Below are 22,986 nucleotides of genomic sequence, written 5' to 3' on the forward strand. Positions count from 1 at the left end.
CATGTATGGGTTGTAACTATGTTAAAAGGTTTGAATATCAGTCCGTTTGAAAGATTCCCTCGTCCCATTTCTTGCATTTCGTAAAAGTAAAAGTACAACTCGAGGAAATTATGCTTTTTTCTCAAAACTAAATTTTGCCAATAACGAGGGAAAATTCGCGCGTGAACCTGTTTAGTGATGAAGAAGGATCAGTATAAATCTTAAGAATTTGGTCATAAAATTTGCAAGCGTATGGAGTTTCTTTTTTCCTATCGAAATTTCCAAGTATACTGGTGATGCATGGAATGTTGTGAAACTGATGTAAAACCAAGATAAATTGCAGTAAATAAATTAATGAATGTTTTTGGAAATTTAAATATAAGCCATAATCAAAGGATTTATAATAATTCATACAATAATGACATCATACTGGTAGTGTGAAGGTCGTCGATTCGAGCCGATATAATCCATTTCATAAGAAAACCACTCATATCAATGGATTGAGTGGTTTTTTATTTTGTTTATATATGAATTTAGATTAATATGGTCAGATTGGTGGGCCTTCCTCTTTACCGTACCCGGTCAATGAGTTCGATGATAACTCTATGGCCATGATGTTGGGCATCCTGCATGATTTTAGTAAAGACTTCGTCGATGCCGTTGACCGTTTGATTCAGGAGAATGAGATAGTTTTCGTTCAAATCAGCCACAGCGGCTTTCTCTACATCGTCATAAGTAACTTGACCGATTTCATGGATTTCGAATACTTCATGGAAATGCCAAGCGAGGTCAGGGTGGCCGAGTTCGTATACTTCACGCAGCATAGGGATCCCCTGGACTCTTGTCTCCAGAAGGGCAGGCTTGAAGTCATGCATCTCGTTTAAGAATTGGTAGTGGGCGGTTGAGCACAGTATTTTGAAGAAGCTGTCTTCATTCGTCTCTGCCAGTGATATAAACCTGTCATCATAACCGGCCCTGAACATTTCCCATAGAAGCCTGCTCGTCAGGCTTGAAACCGCCATTGCCAGCTCTCTCTCCCGTCTTTCCACCGGGATACTTTGGATGAGTTCCGGATATTTTTCCGGCAAACACGTTTTTCCGGAGATATATAAAAAGTAATAAGGCGTCAGTTGATCATCGGGCAGAGAGCGGACTGATGCCTGATAGTGTTCCAACGTTTTCATGCAGTGCTCATAGATGTTATAGGTCATCGCAAAGTTGCCTTCGGTTGTGATCCTCGCCAGGAGGTACGTGTCGTCGAGAGGGGTGAAAGGATTGACCCCAAGTTCCAGCAAATATTGCAGCGCAGAGTTATCGTTTTGTTCAATTACCTGTAACAGGAGGTCTCCGCTTACTTTTATCTCCGCCGGTCTGCCCGATTCTGCAAGGAGCTTGAGAAAATGGCGGTACCCGGGGCTGACCATGTCTTTTGTTATGGTCAGCGATTCGATGATTGAGCCAGCCTGAAGCATTTTTTCAACAGTGCGATAGTCAAGGGATTTAATCGCCTGTTGAAGCCTGCCGGCTTCTGTGCGCTTGCCGAAAAACCTAGCGAGTCTGCTCTCTTTCTGTACCAACGGAATCCATTGGTGGATGATTTCCTCATGAGCCTGCGAATATTTATCCACCTGTATGATTGGCAGTAAATAGGTCTCTTTATAACTGAGCAGAGTTTCGATGTCATACTCGGGCACACTCCGTTTAGAAATGATGCACGACGTGATGTACAGCGCGGATAAATAATCCTGATTAAGCACTTTACGGGTTTTCTTCGCATCACCCCAAGTAAAAAGCTGGTTTACCTCAATCATATCTTTGTAAAGCCAGTGCATTTCATCCGGGTATTTGTAAAAGGCATCCTTGATTGTCTCAAAAATTTCATTGTAGCTGTCTTCTTCTAGGAACGAGAAGGAAGGGTTAACCCGCTTCATTTTCCAGTTAAGGGATGGCAGTCCGCCTTCGATGGGGACTGGCTTCCCGCCGGCCAGCAACGTATCCGCCTTGGCATACAAGTAATGGACATAAAGTTTTTCAATATACAAATGGTTATTTGTGTCTGCCAAACTAGCCAGCTGTGGGAACGATGCGAATGTCCGGATTGTGCTGGCGATTTGGGCTAAATCTGAACTTCTCAGCACCTCCTCGATCCTTTTCGCAAACCTTTCCTTTCCTTCTTTATGGAGTTCGATGCTTAACCTTGTACCAGTAAAATCGAAATCGGTTATCTCAAGGGTAAGCGCCCGTAAATCTTTTTGGACGGCAAGCCAGAGTCCCCCAATCATCGAAAGGCAGAGATGGTGCAGACGGGGCTTATAATTTGCAGTGACAGTGTCCGTCAGGTTAGCGGTCTGGATCTGGTACCAGGTCTGATGGGCAAAAGAAAGTTCCTGGCTAAATTCCCGTTCCCCGTTGGAATTCAGCCCAACAAAAATTGCACGGATAGCCAATGAACCCGCGATGCCACCAAGCAGTGAGCCTGCAAGCCTTGAAATTAGATAGGCGGATTGCAGTTCATTCTTGTTCTTCATATTCCTTTTAAAAAGTTCAAAGGTTTTTCCAAGCTGTTCCTGATGCCTTCCCATCGTTTTGGCAAGAGGTTTAAGAGCATGCGCTAGATACAGCCGGCAAAATTTACGCATCTGGTCTGTGAAAGGATATCGTTTCCCAAAAGGAATCGCTGGTAAAGCCTTTTCCAGCAATTGCAGAGTGTCGTTGTACTCTTCTTCGATGCGGGCGATGTCTTTTTCCAGGCCTTCGCCAAACATGTAGGAGAGAGACTCGGAAACATCCATGCTTTTGATGATGTCCAAAAAGGTTGAATTGCTGGATTCCTGATTCGCGACTTGTTGCAGGAAATCGGTTGTCTCGACTAGCTTATCAAGATAGTGTGCAATCGGCTCTGAACTACTACCTGTCACACAGAGCCTAGATAAGAGGGGATTGGCGGCAGATGACGGAAAGTGCTGCAGAATTTCCTCTTCCAGTTCCAGGTTTTTGAAATAGATATCATAGCCGGTTTCAAGTATGATTTGTTCAAGCGTTTGTTCTCGCTGGTTGCTGATCATTTTCCCCATCCTCTTTTAATAGAAATCGATGATTTCACTAATGTTCATTATTGTATCTATTGAGTCGGTGTCCAAGGCTAGGACACTGCGCAAAGTTTCTTTTTCGCCGTCACCGACCAGGTCCAAATAGGAGTCCAGGTTTCCTGTGTGGTGGCTTGTGAAAAGCTGCCCGATAATCTGCTGATGGTCATGAACTTGGAATTGGTGATCGGCAACGGAAGACACCGAGCTAATCGTGTCGAAATTCCCGTTCTGCAGTAGCAGTTGGCCGTTCGTATCAATCGTCAGGTAATTCGTAATGTTACCTACCTGGTCCGTAAGCGCTAAACCACCGTTCCAGGGAATGATTACGTCATCACCGACCACCCCACATTTCTCTAAAAGCATTTTCAATGTATCCTGCTGAAAAAACAAATCTCTTACATTCTCCATTATTTTTCTCCTCTCTTGGGAAGCAGGAGGACGGTTCTTGTGCATCCTTTTTGTATTAAGAGCATAGGGACGGTCCTCCTGTTTCCTTTTATACAGCTTTGATGTTTTTAGATGGTTCTTCTAAAGTCTCTCCCGAGGTTTTGAATATCGCCGATCATTTGATTGAAAATCTGGACGGCGTTCTTCCAGGGTTCTCCATGAAAGGGCGCATTTATAATCGATTTTGCTTCCCGATAAAGCTTGTTCAGGGCATCATCACAAGATCCAGAAGAAAATGCGATGTTTCGCAGTGCTATGAAATCATCCAATAGATTTGTAGCTTCGTATATTTCATCAGCTGGGGCATTTCGGTTTTTTGACAACTGTAGCTGGTGCCTTTGATTGTTTACCACCTGAGGGTTATCCAGTACCAAACGCTTGAATTACTGGAAGCGAGCTACTGAATCCGGAGTTTCCATCATATCGTAGATCGACATGGTAATATCACGGGAATACGAAAGGATATAGACGAGTTCCTGCTCCAAGCTATTCATTTTTTGAATCTTTTCTTCTTTTTCTATGCGGCTAACTAAAAATACTAGAATCCATCACAAGAAAACCCAAATTAATTGCCATACTTTAATTCCCCCTTTGTTTTACAACCCGTAAATTGAAGAGACTTGTATCCAAATAATTCCTTTCTTATTATATCGTAAAAATCTTGTAAATAATGTATTGATATTAGAAAATTGGAAAAATAGATGGTGCAGGTGGACGGTAAATTTGCTTGCCTTATTTGATGAATCCGAGGATATCAGCTGAAAGTGAATTGTTATCCAAGGTCAGGGAACATCGAATCATCCTTAATCTCTTTATTTCTTGTTTTTATGATAATCATCCATACTATCTTAATGTGCGTAGCAAAATACATTTCTCCCCAGTTAATCGGTATTCCTAAGAACATATTTTATTCTCTAAGGTAACCACTATAAGCGGATTCGTTATAAACATTTCCGAATTTGTAATAACCTCACACCTTTATGAAAATAGACACAAATTCTCAATAACTAGAATACTCTCACAAAAATATTTGCTATGATAGAACAAAACCTATTTTCAAAGGAGCGGCTGCACATGCGAACACCAATGCATACTTTTGAACAATACTTCCTGATGAATTCTGATGATGTCATTCAATATGTGAAAGCTAAAATAGATTCTTTCCAAAGTGCACAACAAATCACTTGTAAGGAAATCGGCGACGGGAATTTGAACTATGTGTATCGTGTGTTGAACACGGAGACAAACGAATCGGTCATTCTCAAACAAGCAGGGACGACTGCGCGCATTTCTGACGAGTTCGTCCTTTCGACAAGCCGCAACAAAATCGAAACCGAAGCACTACTATTGCAACATACACTGGCACCGGGATTGGTACCAGAGATCTTACTATTAGATGAAACGATGAGCTGCTGCGTGATGGAAGACTTATCGCATCTGACAATCATGCGCACCGCACTCACAAATTTCGAGACGTTCCCGAATTTCGCAGAACATATCACGGACTTCCTAGTGAACACATTGCTACGCACATCGGACGTCGTGTTGAACCATAAAGAAAAGAAAGACCTTGTTGCGAAATTCATCAACCCGGAGCTTTGCGAAATATCGGAAGACCTCGTGTTCACAGAGCCTTTCCATAACAACTTCAACCGTAACGAAGTGACACCGGGCAATGAACAATTCGTCCAAACGCATCTTTACGAAAACGAAGAACTGCACTTGGAAGTGGCCAAATTGAAGTTCCATTTCTTGAACAACACGCAATCGCTCATTCACGGCGACTTACATACGGGCTCCATTTTCATTGACCAGAATGACACGAAAGTCATCGATCCAGAGTTCGCATTCTTCGGACCGATGGGCTACGATATCGGAAATGTCATGGCGAACCTGATTTTCGCTTGGGCTCGAGGCCGCGCCTACTCTGACAAAGAATTCACGGAATGGGTCGAAAACACATTATTCGACATCATGGACTTATTCGACACGAAATTCCGTGCAGCTTGGGATGAGCATGCCACTGAACTTGTCGCTAAAAACGCAGATTTTAAAGAACATTACATTCAAAATATCCTGAAAGACACGGCGGGTATGGCTGGACTTGAACTGGCACGCCGTATCGTCGGCCTGGCAAAAGTGAAAGACATCACGACAATCGAGCCAATCGAAGACCGTCTGAAAGCAGAGCGACTTTGCCTGCGCGTCGCAGTGGAACTGATCCTCAACCCGTCAGATTTCCAAACGGGCGGCCAATACTTAACTGCGCTACAAAACGCACTCCAGGAGGAAAACAAATGACTGAAGCACTTAACCCAATCGAATGGAAAAACGACGCCCTTGTCTTGCTCGACCAAACCAAACTGCCGAACGACATCGTCTATGAAGAATTTACAACCGTCGAAAGCGTCTGGGATGCCATTGTCACCATGAAAGTTCGCGGTGCCCCGGCCATTGGCGTTGCCGCAGCATACGGCGTTTACTTGGCTGTTCGCAATGCTGAAACCGATTTGGTGGAAGTAGTGCAGAAATCTGCAGCGTATTTGGCTACGTCTAGACCGACCGCAGTCAACTTATTCTGGGCTCTCGACCGCATGACAGCAGTCAAAGCACCAGACGCTACTTATAAAGAAGCTTTATTAGCGGAAGCGAAAGCCATTCATAAAGAAGACGAAGAAATCAACCGCAACATAGGTGAAAACCTATTAACGCTATTAGCTGACGGCATGGGCATCCTGACACATTGTAACGCAGGCGCTCTTGCGACATCTAAATACGGAACAGCTACAGCACCAATGTACCTGGCGAAAGAAAAAGGTTGGGATTTCAAAGTGTACGCTGACGAAACACGCCCGCGTTTACAAGGATCAACACTGACCGCGCTGGAACTAAGCAGAGCGGGCATCGACGTTACAGTCATCACCGACAACATGGCAGCCATGGTCATGTCACAAGGAAAAGTACAAGCTGTTATCGTCGGTTGCGATCGTGTCGCTGCAAACGGGGATACGGCCAATAAAATCGGGACACTTGGCGTGTCCATTTTAGCGAAACACTACAACATTCCATTTTACGTGGCTGCACCGACGCCAACGATTGATTTAAATACACCAACGGGAACACAAATTCCTATCGAGGAACGTCACAAATCTGAAGTCATCGAAGGCTTTGGCAAACTGACAGCTCCAGCTGACGTGAACGTCTACAACCCGGCATTCGACGTCACGCCTCACGAACATATCACAGCCATCGTGACGGAAAAAGGCATTGTTCGTGCACCATTTAGTGAAAACCTGGAAAAACTATTTCGTTAAATTGTTGTGCTGCCAGGCAACATGAATCGCAGATATCAAGAAAACCAACATGGATATCAAGAGAAATCTGACGTATATCAAGAAAAGTTGACGCGATATCAAGAAAAGCCAACACAATATCAAGAAACAGTAAACCAACCATGCAAGGAGGAACCCACATGTTCCTGAAAGAACGCAATGAAATTGTCGAATATTGCAAGATGCTAATTACAAGAGGATTGACGAAAGGGACAGGAGGCAATATTTCCATCTTTGACCGTGAATCTGGCCATATGATCATCAGTCCGAGCGGCATTGATTACGACAAAATGACGGCGGACGATGTTGTCGTGTGCGATTTACAAGGGAATGTGGTTCATGGCGATAAAGAGCCATCAAGCGAGTTTCCGATGCATGCGATTTTCTATCAACAACGCTCAGATATAGATGCGATGGTCCATACACATTCCATGCACGCGACGGTCCTTGCTTCACTCAGATGGAATCTACCAGCCGTTTCCTACTTGGTAGCATTTGCAGGAAAAGACGTTCGTTGTGCGGACTATGCAAGTTTCGGAACGCCGGAACTCGCAACGAATGCTTTCGATGCCATGCAAAATCGAAAAGCAGTTTTACTAGCCAATCACGGATTACTGGCAGGCGCAACCAACATCGCGACCGCATTCAATATCGCAGAAGAAGTCGAATTTTGCTGCGAAGTCTTCTTGAAAGCAAAAACCGTTGGAGAACCAGTTATTCTAGATGATGAAGAAATGGCTCATATGGCTGAGAAGTTTAAGACGTACGGGCAGAAATAAATAGATTCACAAGCACAAAGGGGAATGAAAGATGGTTGAGTTAAAACCAGTCACGCAAGATAATTTCCGAGCGTGTATTAAACTGCATGTCGCGGAATCACAGAAAAACTTTGTTGCATCTAATATGTACACCATTGCAGAAGCATACGTCGATCCAAAACTGACACCCTTCGCAATCACGGATGATGAAACAGTCGTTGGTCTTGTCGCGACGGAAATTGTTCCGGAAAATGAAGACTATGATCGCTACTGGATTACAAGGTTCATGGTGGGCGAAGCATTTCAAGGAAAAGGCTATGGACGTAAAGGCGTGCAACTAGCGATTGAGATGTTATCGAAGCATGAAGACTGCGAACGAGTAAGACTATCAGTGGTTTCATCAAATGACGACTCCATTGCTTTCTATCAAAAGGTAGGCTTTGTACTGACAGATGAATATATTGGAAATGAACGAGTAATGGACTATTTCCTAACTTAAACCGACTAAAGAGCACCAAGTTACTTTCGCTAATATGAAAGTTCTTGGTGTTCTTTTTTGTCTGCAATGTTGATTCATCAAAACTATTTACATAATTCGACAAAACCTGTCATATTCAACACTCACATATTATGGTAAATTTTAAATTGTCGCATATTTTCGACAAATTACATGAGTTCAGTAAATAAAAGGGGCGGGAAGTATTGTTGCAAAATCCGAGGTCGAAGAAAAGACGTAACATGCGTCTATCAATGAAGGGTATTACCAGTTTCTTATCAATACTTCTTGTGCTGTCCTTGATATCACCAATATCAAGTTCGGCAGATGCTGATGTGAAAAGTAATACATCAAACGAAAGCATTATAGAAATGAAAAGAATCATCGTTCAAAATCAGGCATTCTCCAAAATGGAGCCGCAATTACATGCAGATTTACAGAATCTTAAGGGTGATCAGAATGTAAACGTTATTGTCCATTTTTCCGAAAAACCTGTCGCAATTGCTAAAGGAATTTCCTTGATTAAAGGACAGGAGCTTTCTAAAAGTGAGACGAATAAAGTTACTGATTTAGTAAACAATCAACAATCGCAGGCACTGGATAGCATACGTGAAAAAAATATTTCCGTTGATGAAGGCTATTCTTTCAACACAGTTTTAAATGCGGTTGCTATGACGGTCAAATCGTCGAAACTCCAAGATTTATTAAAAGTGGAGGGAGTTGTTCTGGTCGAGCCGGATGCAGATCGTTTTGCGACTGTACCTCAAGAAATGGATAAACCAATGGAAACGGACTATGAAAGTAATATTCCAGGGCTAGATGTAGATGAACTGTGGAAGTTAAATTATTACGGCGAAACAGTGAAAGTAGGCGTTATTGATACAGGAATTGATTACCTTCATCCGGATTTTGAAGGAGTCTATAAAGGCGGCCACAATTTTGTGCCGCATTCTTCAGATTATTTGACTGAACGTTCAGCGGACGATCCATATGAAACTACACCTGGCGATCGTCCAACAGAAAAATCCAGTTTCTATTACCCTACTTCGCAAGGGACACATATGGCGGGAATCATTTCAGCTATTGGAGCTAACGACTTTGGCATTAAGGGAGTAGCACCAAAAGTAGAGTTGCATGCATACCGTGTGCTTGGTGCATATGGGAAAGGGTCAGCATCTTGGCTAATTGCTGGAATTGAAAAAGCAGTAGAAGAAAAAATGGATATCATCAATTTGTCGGCAAGCGGAACCAAAAACGACTCGACGACAGCCGATGCAAGAGCCATTAACAATGCAATGCTCGCGGGTACATTAGCTGTAGTTGCTGTAGGGAACGGTTATAACAATCCAAATACGATTTCTTCACCTGCAACTGCTGAAATGGCGCTAAGCGTTGGAAATTCAACAAATCCTATTACAGATATAACATCGGATGTTCATGTAAAAGTGGGAGATTTCGTCAGCCACACTAACCTTTCAGTACTGGCTTGGACATATGGGAAACATCCTGAAGAAGTACTAACAGGAGAATTCGATTTAATCGCAGTTCCATTGTCAGGGAGAGAAACTGATTACCAAGATTTGAACGTCGAAAGTAAGGTTGTTCTAGTCACTGCGGGAGAAATAAGTCTTACAGAGAAAATTTCTTTTGCTAAAAACGCAGGAGCTGTCGCCGTCATTCTGGACAATAAAAAGGATGGAATGTATTCTCCCGGTCCATACGAGGGCTACTATGGCGACAATGTCACCTACATTCCAACTTTAAGTATGTCTTATACGGATGGAAATGCGGTTCGTTCGGCATTAGCTGTGCAAGATGGAAAAGTGTCGTTCCAAAACATAGAAACGACACAAAGGCTAGGAAACAATGTGAACTCGTTCAGTGCATTTGGTCCTGTGGGTCCAGGTCAAGATATTAAACCGGATGTAGTAGCTCCCGGAACTGATATCATGTCGACTGTCCCAGCTTATGGGAAGGAAAAATCAGATGCAAACTATGCAGTTTCGTATGCGAAAAAAAGCGGAACAGAAATGGCAGCTTCTCATGTGGCTGGTATTGCAGCGCTAATTAAGCAAATTAATCCGCAATGGACGCCATTTGATATCAAATTGGCCATAACGAATACGGCAAATCAATTGGATGTTACAAAGCATGGTGTATTATCTCAGGGTTCCGGTGTAGTGAATGCGAAGCAAGCGGCTTTCCCCGACGCTATTGCATATGTAGAAGATCAGTTGTTTGCATCTGAAACGCCAGTAGAACATTTAAAAGGGTCACTAACGTTTGGAAAAATCTATCGTAAGGAAAATGAACCGACATCCGTAAGTAAACAAGTAGTAATTAAGAATCTTCAAGAAGAAGCAGACGATTATTCAGTGTCCATTGAAACAACGACAACTGCTTCAGACGCACTGACAGCTGCCAACGTGAAAGTGGACAAATCATCGTTCACCTTGAGTGGAGAGCAGAAACTAACGGTGACGATGACTGCACCACCAGGAATATCCGAAAAAGACAGTGAGCTGATGGGGTACGTTCATATTACAAACGGTGTAACCAAAATCTCCTTACCGTTCTTTGTGAAAATAGCTCAAAAGCAGTACTTAATCGAGGACTTCTCCCTTGATCAATTCGATGTTTCCTTTAATAATGACGGAATATTAGATTCCACAAAGTTGGGGTTCAGAACCACCGGCGATTTTGGAAACTATTTTGTTGAGATCTGGGATGCATTGAACCCAGATGGAGGTTATTTCGGAGACGGGTCACTAGGGTATGTGTCTAAAAACGACTCGTTGCCTTCTTTCAACAGATTTGGTATTCCAATTACTGGAACCTATTATGATTGGGAAACTGGTAACAAAATGGAGATTCCAGATGGTTTATACACGGTAGACTTTATAGGGTTCCATAAATCTGACCCTAGCGAGTATTCGAAAGCTTGGTCTGGACCACTAGTAGTTAAAGAAACAGATCCAGTCATTACTGCAAAATCTTCACTGGTCACAACGACCGCTAAAATGCAATTTAAAGGCCAAGTTACTGATAAATACTTGGATTACAATAAAGTATGGGATTTGAATGGTCCTGACTATGGAGTGAATGATTTGTTCTATTGTGATTACTTGTTGGAAGCTCCAAATGGAGATGCCTTGCAAGTTAATCCAATTACATTGACAGAAGAAGGAACGTTTACAATCAATGACTTGGTGACTGTGCCAGGCAATAATAAATTGACTGTATATGTATATGATCGGGCAGGAAACATCGGAAAGAAAGAATTTATTTTAGTTAATCAAACTGTTGGCACGCAACCGCCTGCCGATCCAGCACCAACACCAGCACCAGGACCAGCACCAGCACCAGGGCCAGCACCAGCACCAGGGCCAGCGCCAGGGAAAATCACATTCCCATTCCCAACGCCAATGCCTGGTTGGATAAACTTCGGAGTAAATGAAAAACTGATTGCGGATCAAGTGAAAGATTCAACGAAAAAAGAAGTGTTGGTAGACGTTACAGCCTCCAGTGAAAAGACATCTGAAGCGAATTTGGAGGTGCCAGCAGTATCATTACAAGCTATTGCGCAATCTTCAAAAGCACTTGTGTTTATAACTGGCTTTAGCAAAATCTTCATTCCAAATGAAGTCGTCAAACAGATGGATTCGATGAGCCCGGATTCAACGATTATTACCGTGAAGAAGTCGCCGACTAAAGACATGCCAAATGTAATTTCTGAATCATTTGGAGTATCGATAGCAACGAAAAAGAATTCAAAGGCAACTCCACTACTATCATTCTTAAAGCCACTTCAACTGACAGTTCCACTTAATGGTGCTTTTACTGATTCACGTAAAGTGGCGGCTTATGAAGTGAATAGTGTGGATAATACAATGAAATACGCTGGCGGATCTCTGCAGGAAAATCATGTCACGATTAAAGTAGCCCACCCTGCAAAGTTTAGAGTAATTGAAAACAGTAAAACATTTTCAGACATCCGCAACTACTGGGCAAAAGACCAAATTGAAGTCATTGCGTCACGTACTATTACAAGCGGAAAAACAGACACGCTTTTCAACCCAGAAGGAAAAGTAACACGCGGTGAGTTCGCTGTATTGATAGCTCGCGCATTAAATCTTCCGACAGGACAATACGAGGGAACATTCAAAGATGTACCCGCAACTAAAGCATGGGCTTATGCTGGCATTGAAGCAGCGTACCGTGCTGGAATCGTCAACGGAAAAACGAAAGACACGTTCGGTCCAGATGCACTAATCACTCGTGAAGAAATCGCGGCAATCGTCGTTCGTGCAGTGAAGTATCAAGATGCTGCGCTTCTGACAAGCGTAGATACGTCTAAATCATTTGCAGACGACAAAGTTATCGGTGAATTTGCGAAAACTTCGGTCAAACAAGCAGTAGGTTTAGGCGTCATTACAGGTCGCGCAGGTAACAAATTCGATCCAAAAGCAAACGCAACTCGTGCAGAAGCGGCTGTTATGTTATACCGTGCACTGGACAAACTGAAAGAATTTTAACTAATAGGAAAATGCCCTCTTCCAAACGACGGAAGAGGGCATTTTTTAGTGAAATCTGATTAGGTGCCTGTTGAAAGTTAAACTAAATAAATCTGTGGCCAATGAAAAGATCAGTTCCGTCCTGACACTTTTTTCTCTCTTTTTAGCATGTTTATTTCAAGAAACCTCACAATGAACTTACATTATTTTCAAGTTGATATTGCAAAATACTATTTATAATAGCGAAAAGTAGTAGGTACATAGCATTCCAATCTATCAAAGGCGTCTGTACTAAAAGTCTTACGCTATGTCGGAATAGTTTCCTTAACACCCATATTAACCCAAATGACTCAAAAATAGAACTTTAATACCATATTAATAGTTTAAATATTATAGTTAATTTAACCTATTAATATATGTATATTTACATACTTTTTCTCTATAATTCTCCCTTTTCCAATGTTTGTAATCAAATTGTAATATTAGTTAACCTATTTTTAGATTTGCAACAATCGAAATATATGGTAAATTTCTAATTGTCACATAATTTAGAGCGATATCTATTAAATGGGAATTTCGTCTGAGTTATGAAGCGCAAAAAGGGAGGAAAGCAGATTGAGTAATTCGAGAAACAGCATGATGGTTGCCATGGCAGCATCACTTGCACTTAGTACAGCATCAATCGGTGCACCGGCTCCAGCCGCAGCAGCGAAATTAGAGAAACAGGTACCGGTTATCAATGTGCAAAAGCCGGCTAAGAAACTTCCGGATCGATTAATCGCACCTGAAAATCCAAGTGAGAAAGTACGTATCATCGTTGAACTTGAAAAAGCGCCTGCGATTGAAACAGCTACTCAGAAGGGTGTTCTATATAAAGAACTTCCACAATCCCAGCGTACTAGTTTAGAAGCTTCAATTGAAGCAGATCAAGTGAATGTTCAAGCAAACATTTCGAAGTTTGCTAAAAACATTGATTTCAAGGAAAACTTCACAACTGTATTCAATGGTTTCTCTGCTGAAGTAGAAGCTAAAGACGTAGCACGTATTGCACTTACACCTGGTGTTAAATCTGTACACGAATCTACTGAATATTCACGTCCAGTAGCCACACCACAAATGACTCACTCAAAAGAATTAGTACAAGCCCAACTTGCTTGGGAAAAATATAACTTCAAAGGTGAAGGAATGGTTGTCGGGATTATCGATACTGGTATCGACCCATCTCACCGTGACATGGTTCTAACTGATGACGCTTCTGGCGATATCACTTCTGATGAAGTAGGAACATTAGTTGGAAACGGTTCAATTGAAGCTGGTAAATACTTCACAGCTAAAGTGCCATACGGTTACAACTACATGGATGGCAACCAAGAGATCCGTGATTTAGGACCAGGCGCATCTATGCACGGTATGCACGTTGGTGGTACGGTTGCAGCGAACGGTGACGAAGAAAACGGTGGTATTGCAGGGGTAGCTCCAGAAGCTCAACTTTTGGCACTTAAAGTATTCGGTAACGATCCATTGTTCCCATCTACTTTCGGCGACATTTATGTAAAAGCGATGGACGATGCAATTAAACTTGGTGCTGACGTAATCAACATGTCATTAGGTTCAACTGCAGGTTATGTAGATAACTCAAACCCTGAACAAATGGCTGTAGCACGTGCACAAGATAACGGTTTATTAGTAGCAATTTCTGCTGGTAACTCAGACATGTTCGGATCTGGAACATTCTATCCAATGGCAGATAACCAAGATTACGCTTTAACTGGTTCACCATCTGTATCTGAAGATTCATTTGGTGTTGCTTCATTCGAAAATTCACATGTAACGGCTTCAAGCTTCACATATGAATTCGATGGCGTTCAAACAGGACGTGCAATGTTCTTACTTGCAAATGACGCAGAACCAAACGATCTTCCTTTAGAGGAATACCCGATTGAGTTCGCTGGATTTGGTACAGCAGCTGATTTCGCAGGTAAAGACTTAACAGGTAAATTTGCATTAGTATCACGCGGAAGCATTGCATTTGTTGAAAAAGGATTGAATGCTCAAGCTGCAGGCGCTGCAGGTATTATTGTTTATAACAACGCAGCAGGAACAATCAGCATGGCTTCAAGTTCAGATATCAAGATTCCTTACATGTCTTCACTTCAAGTAGATGGTTTGGCACTAAAAGCAGCTCTTGATGCAGGACAAGAAGTTACAGTAGGATTCGATGGACAATACGTAGAAGTAGCGAGTCCGACTGCAGGTAAAATGTCTACATTTACTTCATGGGGACCTACACCGAACTTAGATTTCAAACCTGAAATCACAGCTCCAGGTGGAAACATCTTCTCGACATTCAATGACAACGGATATGGTTTAATGAGCGGTACATCAATGGCTGCACCACACGTAGCTGGTGGTACGGCACTAGTAATGGAACGTGTAAATGAAGAGTTTGGCTTAACTGGCGCAGCTCGCGTACAGTTCGCTAAAAACTTAATGATGAACACGTCTAAACCAGTTGTATTAGCTGAATACGACGGCATGAAAGAATATGTATCACCACGTCGTCAAGGTGCTGGTATCATGCAACTTGCAAACGCTTTGGAAACAGATGTAATGGTTACAAACAAAGCAACTGGCGAAGCAAAAGTAGCATTGAAAGAAATCAAAGATGGCAAGTTCACATTCACATTAAAAGCGAAAAACTACTCGGATGAAGTGAAGAACTTCAATGTAGACGTTCAACTTCAAACAGACTATGCAGGTAAAGTTTCTGGATATGACGTAGTTGTACCTAACATTTATGGATCTAACATTGTAACTGATTTGGTTGATGTAGATGCTCCTGAAACGGTTGAAATCGCTGCAAATGGCGAAGCTGAAATTCAAGTAACTGTTGATGCTTCTCTATTGAAAGATGAAGTAGGTTACGAAACATTCGTTAACGGATTCTTCATTGACGGTTTTGTTATGTTGAATGACCCAACGGAAGAAACATCAGGAAATGTACCATTGTCAGTACCGTTCTTCGGATTCAACGGTTCATGGGATGATGCAGCAATCTTTGATGGTAGCGCATGGGAAGAAAATACGTACTGGGGTTACCAAGGTTTAGTTGACGAAGTTGGCAACTATATCGCTGGTCCATCACTAGGTGAAAACTTCGATCCGTCGAAATTTGCATTCTCTCCAAATGGCGATGGCAACATTGACTCAGCAGTGCCTGTATTCTCGTTAATGCGTAATGCGAAAAAATTAGAAGTTAACGTATTGGATTCAAACGGCAATAAAGTCCGTACCATCCGTACTGATTCTAATTTAACGAAAAACTACACAGATTCAGCTACAAACCCAGCTTACAAGTACAACCCAGCTAATGGATGGGATGGATTGATTAACGGGAAAGCTGCTGCTGATGGAGAATATAAAATTCAATTACGCGGTGTAATCGACTTTGAGGGTGCGGAATGGCAATCATATGAATTCCCAATTATCGTGGATACAAAAGCACCAACAGCTGACATTGAGTTCGATGCAGAAACGAAAACAGTGGCAGTTGCAAACGTAGCTGACAATGAAGGCGGCGTAGGTATTGACCGCGTTGAAGTATATGTAAACGGTAAAGAAGTGACAGAAGGCGCAACACTTGAATCTTACGTGATTGCCTCTGCATTAGTTGGTGGCGACGTAGTAACAGTTAAAGTGTTTGATATCGCAGGGAACGTAACGGAAGAAGAATTCTCACTTCCGAAAGATCCAAACCCTTACGAAAACAAAGCACCGGTCATCTATTTTGAAACACCAAACGATTATTTCGCATCTTATAAAACTTCAGAGGTAGTAGTGTCTGGTACAGTTGAGGATGATTCAGACGTTGCTACAGTTAAAGTGAACGGGGAAGTTGCTGAATCATTCGACGGTTCTAAGTTCTCTCATAAGCTGACTCTAGCTGACGGTGTTAAGGACGTTAAAGTGGAAGCAATTGACGAGCATGGCAACGTAATGCAAATCGGTCGTAAAATCTTTGTCGATACAACTAAACCAACAGTTGAAGCTGTAGCGACTTCAGTACCAAATGGAGTAGCAACTTCTGCTCCAAACCCAACAATCAAAGTTAAATTAGGCGATAACTTCGATGAAGTACGTCTATACCTAAATGGCAATGAAGTATTCGCTAATCCACTTTCTGAGCCATATGCGATGTTAGGTTACAGCCAAACAGTTGATGTTGTTCTTCCATTAGTAAATGGCAAAAACGACTTCGAATTGAAAGTAGTGGACTTGGTAGGTCATGAAGCTACTCAAAACATCTCAGTGATGAAACAAGATGTGATCGTAACACCAACACCACCTCCAGTTGTGGTACCACCAGTAGTTCCACCAGTTGTGGATCCACAACCGGTAACTTACAGTGATATCGCTACTCACTGGGCTAAGAAAGAAATTGAAGTACTAGCTACTAAGAAAATCATTCTTGGTAAAACAGCTGAATTGTTTGCACCAGAAGATAAATTGACTCGTGCTGAGTTCGCTGTTTTAGTATCACGTGCTCTTGGTCTAGAAACGAAAGCATATGCCGGTACTTTCAAAGATGTAACAACAAACAAAGCTTGGGCTTACGCTGCAATTGAAGCGGCAGCTCGTGCAGGTATCATCAATGGTAAAGCTGATGGAACATTCGCTCCAGACGCTCAAATCACACGTGAAGAAATCGCGGCAATCATTGTTCGCGCTGTAAAACACGAAGATGCGGCATTGTTGAACAACCTTGATACTTCGAAAATGTTCGCTGACGACAAACACATCAGCACATTCGCGAAACTAAGCGTTAAACAAGCAGTTGCTTTAGGTATCGTAAATGGCCGTGGCGGCAACGTCTTCGCTCCACAAGACAACGCAACACGCGCTGAATCAGCAGTAATGCTGTACCGTGCCCTAAACAAATTAGGCGATCTATAAAAAAACAGTAGGAGCCAGCTTTTGCTGGCTCCTTTGTTTTGATTATTTTATCCACTATATTCTCCAAACAGCAACGCAGCGAAAACCATACCAAATTGCCCCTTCAAACTATGTTTTCCAGGTTTTTTTTTTAGTTGAATCAAATGGCGTAGGGAATAAAACCGCGGTGGGGAGGATTAAACACAATTGAAAAGGAATAAATGTCGAGTGAAGGGGAATAAACCACAGACGAAAAGGAACAAATCGAATTGAAATGGAATAAATACAAACAATCATAAATCATATAAGTATTCCTTAACGATTTAGAAGAGTTTCTTCTATTAATATAAGCCGTATTTACATAAAATCTATAAAACTTAACAAAAGAGTCAGACTTCTTACCTGTTTTTTACTTAATCATTACGAATTTTACGAATTCTTATGAAAACCCTTACAATAGTCTGATATAATCAGAGAGTATTAGAAAAAATTACATTTTGAGGAGTGGAATGGATGACAAAAGAAGGCATTTTTAGACATGCTTTCAGTAAGATTGCACTAGCTTTCTTACTAATTATCTCAATGGTTGCACCTTTTATCACAGTTCAAAGCGCATCGGCAGCAACAACAATTACTGTTGCAGAAGCAATAGCGAATAATAGCGGAGCGGCTACAGTTGAGGGTTACATTGTTGCTTATGTAACTGGATCAACAGCGGTTACAACAGATTCTACTAAATTTAAAAATTCGAACTTTGCGATAGCAGATTCACCGAGTGAAACAGATCATACTAAAATGCTATTTGTTCAAGTTACTGCTAGTTATCAAGCGGAGTTTGGATTGCAAAATAATCCAACTCATATTGGTAAGAAAATTTCTGTATCTGGAAATTTAGAAGCTTACTTTGTTCCTCATGCAGGTTTGAAATCACCCACAGCGATGACTTTTGTCGAAGGCGGAGTAGAACCACCTCCACCACCAGTAGCTGAAGCAAAAGATGACCTTGCTGCTACTCGTGCAGAAGTAGGGTCTGACAAATTAATTAAAGTACAAGGAACAGTAACGACTGGTACTGGATTCTGGGGCGGTAAAGCGTTCTATGTTCAGGACAGCACGGCTGGATTATATATTTTCTCATCATCAGCAGACGTAACACCTGGTGATATCGTTGAACTTGAAGGGAAAGTAACCGTTTATGGCGGCGAACTTCAAATGGAACAACCGAAAATCACAAAAATTTCTTCAAACAACCCACTACCACTTTTACAAGAAATCTCACCTGCTGGCGTTAATGAAGATACGCAAGGTGAACGCATTCTATTAGATAACGTAACAATTACGAACTTAGAAAAAGTAAATGACTACGGTACATTCGAATTCACAGCTACAAATGAAAATGGGGAATCTGTTGTGATCCGTAACGATAACCGTAACGGTTTGGCTTACGACGATTTCATGAAACGCTATAAAGATGGCGATCTTGTAGATGTTACAGGGATTGCTTCTAAATTCAACACAACGTACCAAGTAAAAACATTAGGTCTTGAAAGCTTTGACCTAGTGAACAAGCCAGCTGTATACACAGATGTGTTCCCAGGAACAGTATCTGAAGGGTCAACAGTTGCATTGATCACACCAATCGAAAATGCAAAAATCTACTATACAGTAGATGGTTCAACACCGACGGTAGCAAGCACAGAATACACAGCTCCAATCGAGTTAACGAAAGACGTAACAATTAAAGCAATTGCTGTAAGTGACACGACTTCTGAAGTCTTCTCATTCACTTACAACGTATTGAAAGTGGACAACCTAGTAATCCGTGACATTCAAGGTAAAGGTCATTACTCAGATTACCAAGGGGCAACGGTAAATGATATTACAGGTGTTGTCACGCACCTATATAACTCAGCTAACTTTGTCATCCAAGATGTAAATCCAGATGATGATAACACAACATCTGAAGCAATCATCGTAAACAAAGCGTCAAATGGCCTTAAAGTAGGTGACTTGGTTACCGTTGAAGGGACAGTTGAAGAATGGTATTACGAAGGTTACTCAGATATGAAAACAGCTGATCTACCTGTCACGCGCATCAGAGCAACAGCTGCAGTTGCAAACGGTACACATGAACTTCCAGCGCCATTAGTAATCGGTGAAGACATCTTCCCAGCTACTGAAATCATCGACAACGACGGATTGACTTCATTCGATCCAGCTGAAGACGGAATTGATTTCTGGGAATCTGTTGAATTAATGCGTATTGCAGTACCAAATGCAAAAGTAGTAGGACCACAAAAATACGGTGAAGTCGTTGTTGTAGCAGGAAACTCTACAGAAACTGAATTCAACGTACTTGGCGGGATTAACATCTCGGCAAATGACTTCAACCCAGAACGCGTAATCGTAGACTTCGACAACGAATCATACGATGCCAAATCTGGTGACTACTATACGGGCAACATCGTTGGGGTTATGGGCTTCGGCTTCGGTAACTATAAATTGTGGACAGAAGAAGATACACTTCCACAAATTACACGTGTCGAAAAACCAGTGGTAGTTACAGATATTAATAAAGTAGAAGACAAACTAAATGTCGCAGCATATAACGTAGAAAACTTCTCTAACAATATTGAACAAACACCGAATGAAAAAGTTGAGAAAATCGCGAAATCATTCGTTGAAAACATGAAATCTCCTGACATTATCACACTTGTAGAAGTTCAAGATAATGACGGAGCTACAGCTTCAAATAACGCAGATGCAACAGAAAGCTATGAACGTTTAATCGCAGCAATCGTAGCGGCAGGAGGTCCAACATATGCATGGACTGACATTGCTCCTGAATACAATCAAGATGGTGGACAACCTGGCGGGAACATCCGTGTAGGTTACCTATACAACCCAGAACGTGTAACACTTGCAGCAGGAACTAAAGGTGGATCAACGGAAGCAGTCACTTGGGTAGATGGCGAACTTTCTAAAAACCCAGGCCGTATCCTTGACTTGCCTCAACAAAACACACGTAAACCATTGGCAGCTCAGTTCGAGTTCCAAGGTGAAAAAGTAGTCGTAATCGGCGCTCACTTAAACTCTAAAGGTGGAGACCAACCGTTATTCGGGAAGAACCAACCTCCATTCTTAGGTTCTGAAGCAGAACGTATCGAACTTGCGACAATGATCAATGACTTCGTCAAAGCAGGACAAGCACAAGATCCGAACCTGAAAGTAATCGTGGCTGGTGATATGAATGACTTCGAATTCACACCAACACTAGCAGCACTTAAAGGCGGCATTTTAACAAACATGGTTGAAAAAGTACCAGCTGGTGACCGTTTCTCTTATTACTACCAAGGAAACAACCAAGTACTTGACCACGTTTTAGTAACGAACAACTTAGCAGATACTGCATTAGTTGACATGATTCACATCAATGCGAACTACATGGACATTCACGGTCGCGCATCTGACCATGATCCAATCTTGATTCAAGTAGACTTAAAAGATCCAGTTAAAACATTATCTGTTAATAAAACAAACGTACAAATCATGTACGGTCAATCAGAAACGTTAGTTGTGACTGAAACGACAACAAAAGCAGATAACACATCGACACAAGCAAACGTAACAGCAACAGCTACTTACAGTGGCTATAACACAAACATCATCAACGTGAACAACGGTGTCATTACAGCAACAGGTGTTGGCCAAACGGAAATTAACGTAACAGTAGGCGACAACACGGTGAAAGTATTCGTGACGGTAACAAGTATTCCGCCACAACCACCGGTAACGCCACCAGTAACACCAGAACCACCAGTTGATCCACAACCGGAAACGAAAACATTCGACGATATCAAAAACCACTGGGCTAAGTCTCAAATCGAGAAATTAGCTACTCGTGGCATTATCAATGGATATACGGAAGATTTATTCTTACCGGAAAATGAATTAACACGTGCAGAGTTTGCAGTTCTTGTTGCTCGTGCACTTGATTTACCACTGACTGGTTACCAAGGGACATTCAAAGATGTTTCAGCGAACAAAGAGTGGGCATTTGCAGCAGTTGAAGCAGCGGCTCGTGCTGGTGTCATCAACGGCTATGTAGATGGAACATTCGGACCGGACAATCAAATCACGCGTGAAGAAATTGCTGTGATGATGGTTCGTGCAGTGGATTACAAAAAACCTTCATTATTAGTTGGCTTAAACGCAAATCACACATTCGCTGATCAAAGCGATGTAGGAACGTTTGCATTACTAAACGTGAAACAAGCGTACGCTTTAGGAATCGTCACTGGCTTCTCAGGAAACGAATTCAAACCAAAAGCACGCGCGACTCGTGCACAAGCGGCAGTAATGTTACTTCGTTTATTAGACCAATTAGAAAAATAAAAGATGAAAAGGAGCCAGCATTTGCTGGCTCCTTTACTATATATTTTAACACCCAATATTTCTTCGAATAAAAAACCTCACCCATTTAATTCACGGATGAGGTAGAAAGATTCTATTCTAGTTCTAAATGTTGTTTAAGTAATGACTGTTTCTCCGCTAGTTCAGCTTCGTTCATTTGGTAATACCAAACCCCATCTGTTTTACCACCTGTACCATCTTCAAAATAAAATTGTTCAACATTGTCAACGGCATCTCTGTAATTTTTCTGCACGTCAACCATTTCATCAAACGTCATGTTGGTTTGTACATTAGAACCTAACGCATTGAAAATAGAACGGTAATTCATCAAACTTTTCACTGAAGCGCCTTCTTGTAAAACCCCTTGGATAACTTGTTTTTGACGGTTTTGTCTACCGAAGTCTCCATTGGGATCTTCATATCGCATACGTACAAAACTCAAAGCTTCTTCGCCGTTTAATTTAATATTGCCAACGGGGTAATTAAATTGATCGACAGTAAAATCAAGCGTATTATTTACTGTCACTCCTCCAACTGCATCCACGATATCTTCAAAGCCTTCCATATTCACTTGAACTACATAGTCTATTGGAATATCTAATAGGTTTTCAACTGTCGCCATCGACATTTCGATACCACCAAATGCGTATGCATGATTTATTTTATCCATGCTACCTTTACCGATAATTTCGGTATAAGTATCACGAGGAATACTAACCATTTTCGTGGATTTATCATTTGGATTAACTGACATCACGATGATTGTATCGGATCGTCCTTTATCTCCTTCACGTTCATCGACACCAAGTATTAATAGAGAGAATGGTTCTTTTTCTTCAAGTTTAATTTCGTCCTCTCGCTTATCAGAAACGTCACGTTCAATTGGACTGTGAATGTCTTTCAAAGTTGATGTGAAACTCATATACACGGTTAAAAGATACGCACCGCCTATTAACAGTAGTATACCTACAATACCAACAACCCAGGGCCATTTTTTCTTCTTCTTTATATCTAAACGCTTCATTT

At 41.7% G+C, this 22,986-nt stretch carries 10 protein-coding genes; 7 read left to right on the top strand and 3 right to left on the bottom strand.

From position 1 onward, the window contains the following. Positions 1–548 precede the first annotated feature (548 nt). Together M9R32_RS08605 and M9R32_RS08610 are read right to left on the bottom strand one after the other, a co-directional pair. Positions 549–3,053, bottom strand: coding sequence for a hypothetical protein (locus tag M9R32_RS08605; RefSeq protein WP_269926328.1), 2,505 nt, complete (start codon positions 3,051–3,053; stop codon positions 549–551). 6 nt (positions 3,054–3,059) lie between these two features. After that, positions 3,060–3,476, bottom strand: coding sequence for a hypothetical protein (locus M9R32_RS08610; protein WP_269926329.1), 417 nt, complete (start codon positions 3,474–3,476; stop codon positions 3,060–3,062). A gap of 1,125 nt (positions 3,477–4,601) precedes the next feature. On the opposite strand from M9R32_RS08610, the gene mtnK reads away from it, so the two are divergent. The 7 genes from mtnK to M9R32_RS08645 all read left to right on the top strand — a co-directional run bounded on the left by mtnK (position 4,602) and on the right by M9R32_RS08645 (position 21,942). After that, positions 4,602–5,816 carry an S-methyl-5-thioribose kinase gene (mtnK, locus tag M9R32_RS08615; protein WP_269926466.1) on the top strand — a complete coding sequence of 405 codons (1,215 nt, stop codon included), beginning with the start codon at positions 4,602–4,604 and terminating at the stop codon, positions 5,814–5,816. Continuing rightward, positions 5,813–6,829 (top strand): S-methyl-5-thioribose-1-phosphate isomerase, encoded by a 1,017-nt coding sequence (gene mtnA / locus M9R32_RS08620; RefSeq protein ID WP_269926330.1) that lies wholly within the window; start codon positions 5,813–5,815, stop codon positions 6,827–6,829. Before mtnK ends, mtnA begins: the two co-directional genes overlap by 4 nt. Before the next feature lie 158 nt (positions 6,830–6,987). After that, positions 6,988–7,626: an L-fuculose-phosphate aldolase gene (locus tag M9R32_RS08625; RefSeq protein ID WP_269926331.1), complete on the top strand. Its 639-nt coding sequence runs from the start codon at positions 6,988–6,990 to the stop codon at positions 7,624–7,626. 31 nt (positions 7,627–7,657) lie between these two features. Next, positions 7,658–8,104: a GNAT family N-acetyltransferase gene (locus tag M9R32_RS08630; RefSeq protein ID WP_269926332.1), complete on the top strand. Its 447-nt coding sequence runs from the start codon at positions 7,658–7,660 to the stop codon at positions 8,102–8,104. A gap of 203 nt (positions 8,105–8,307) precedes the next feature. Continuing rightward, positions 8,308–12,636 (top strand): S8 family serine peptidase, encoded by a 4,329-nt coding sequence (locus M9R32_RS08635; protein ID WP_269926333.1) that lies wholly within the window; start codon positions 8,308–8,310, stop codon positions 12,634–12,636. A 594-nt stretch (positions 12,637–13,230) separates the two neighbouring features. Continuing rightward, positions 13,231–17,568: a S8 family serine peptidase gene (locus M9R32_RS08640; protein WP_269926334.1), complete on the top strand. Its 4,338-nt coding sequence runs from the start codon at positions 13,231–13,233 to the stop codon at positions 17,566–17,568. Between the two features lie 492 nt (positions 17,569–18,060). After that, entirely contained in the window at positions 18,061–21,942 is a 3,882-nt protein-coding gene (locus M9R32_RS08645; protein ID WP_269926335.1) for an S-layer homology domain-containing protein, read from the top strand. A 112-nt stretch (positions 21,943–22,054) separates the two neighbouring features. Here M9R32_RS08645 and tagU read toward each other — a convergent pair whose 3' ends face one another. Then, the gene (gene tagU, locus M9R32_RS08650) at positions 22,055–22,984 is read right to left on the bottom strand and encodes a polyisoprenyl-teichoic acid--peptidoglycan teichoic acid transferase TagU (RefSeq protein ID WP_269926336.1); all 930 of its coding nucleotides are present in this window, start codon (positions 22,982–22,984) and stop codon (positions 22,055–22,057) included. Between the last annotated feature and the right edge of the window lie 2 nt (positions 22,985–22,986).

This window comes from Paenisporosarcina quisquiliarum, assembly GCF_027563315.1.
Taxonomy (GTDB): domain Bacteria; phylum Bacillota; class Bacilli; order Bacillales_A; family Planococcaceae; genus Paenisporosarcina; species Paenisporosarcina quisquiliarum.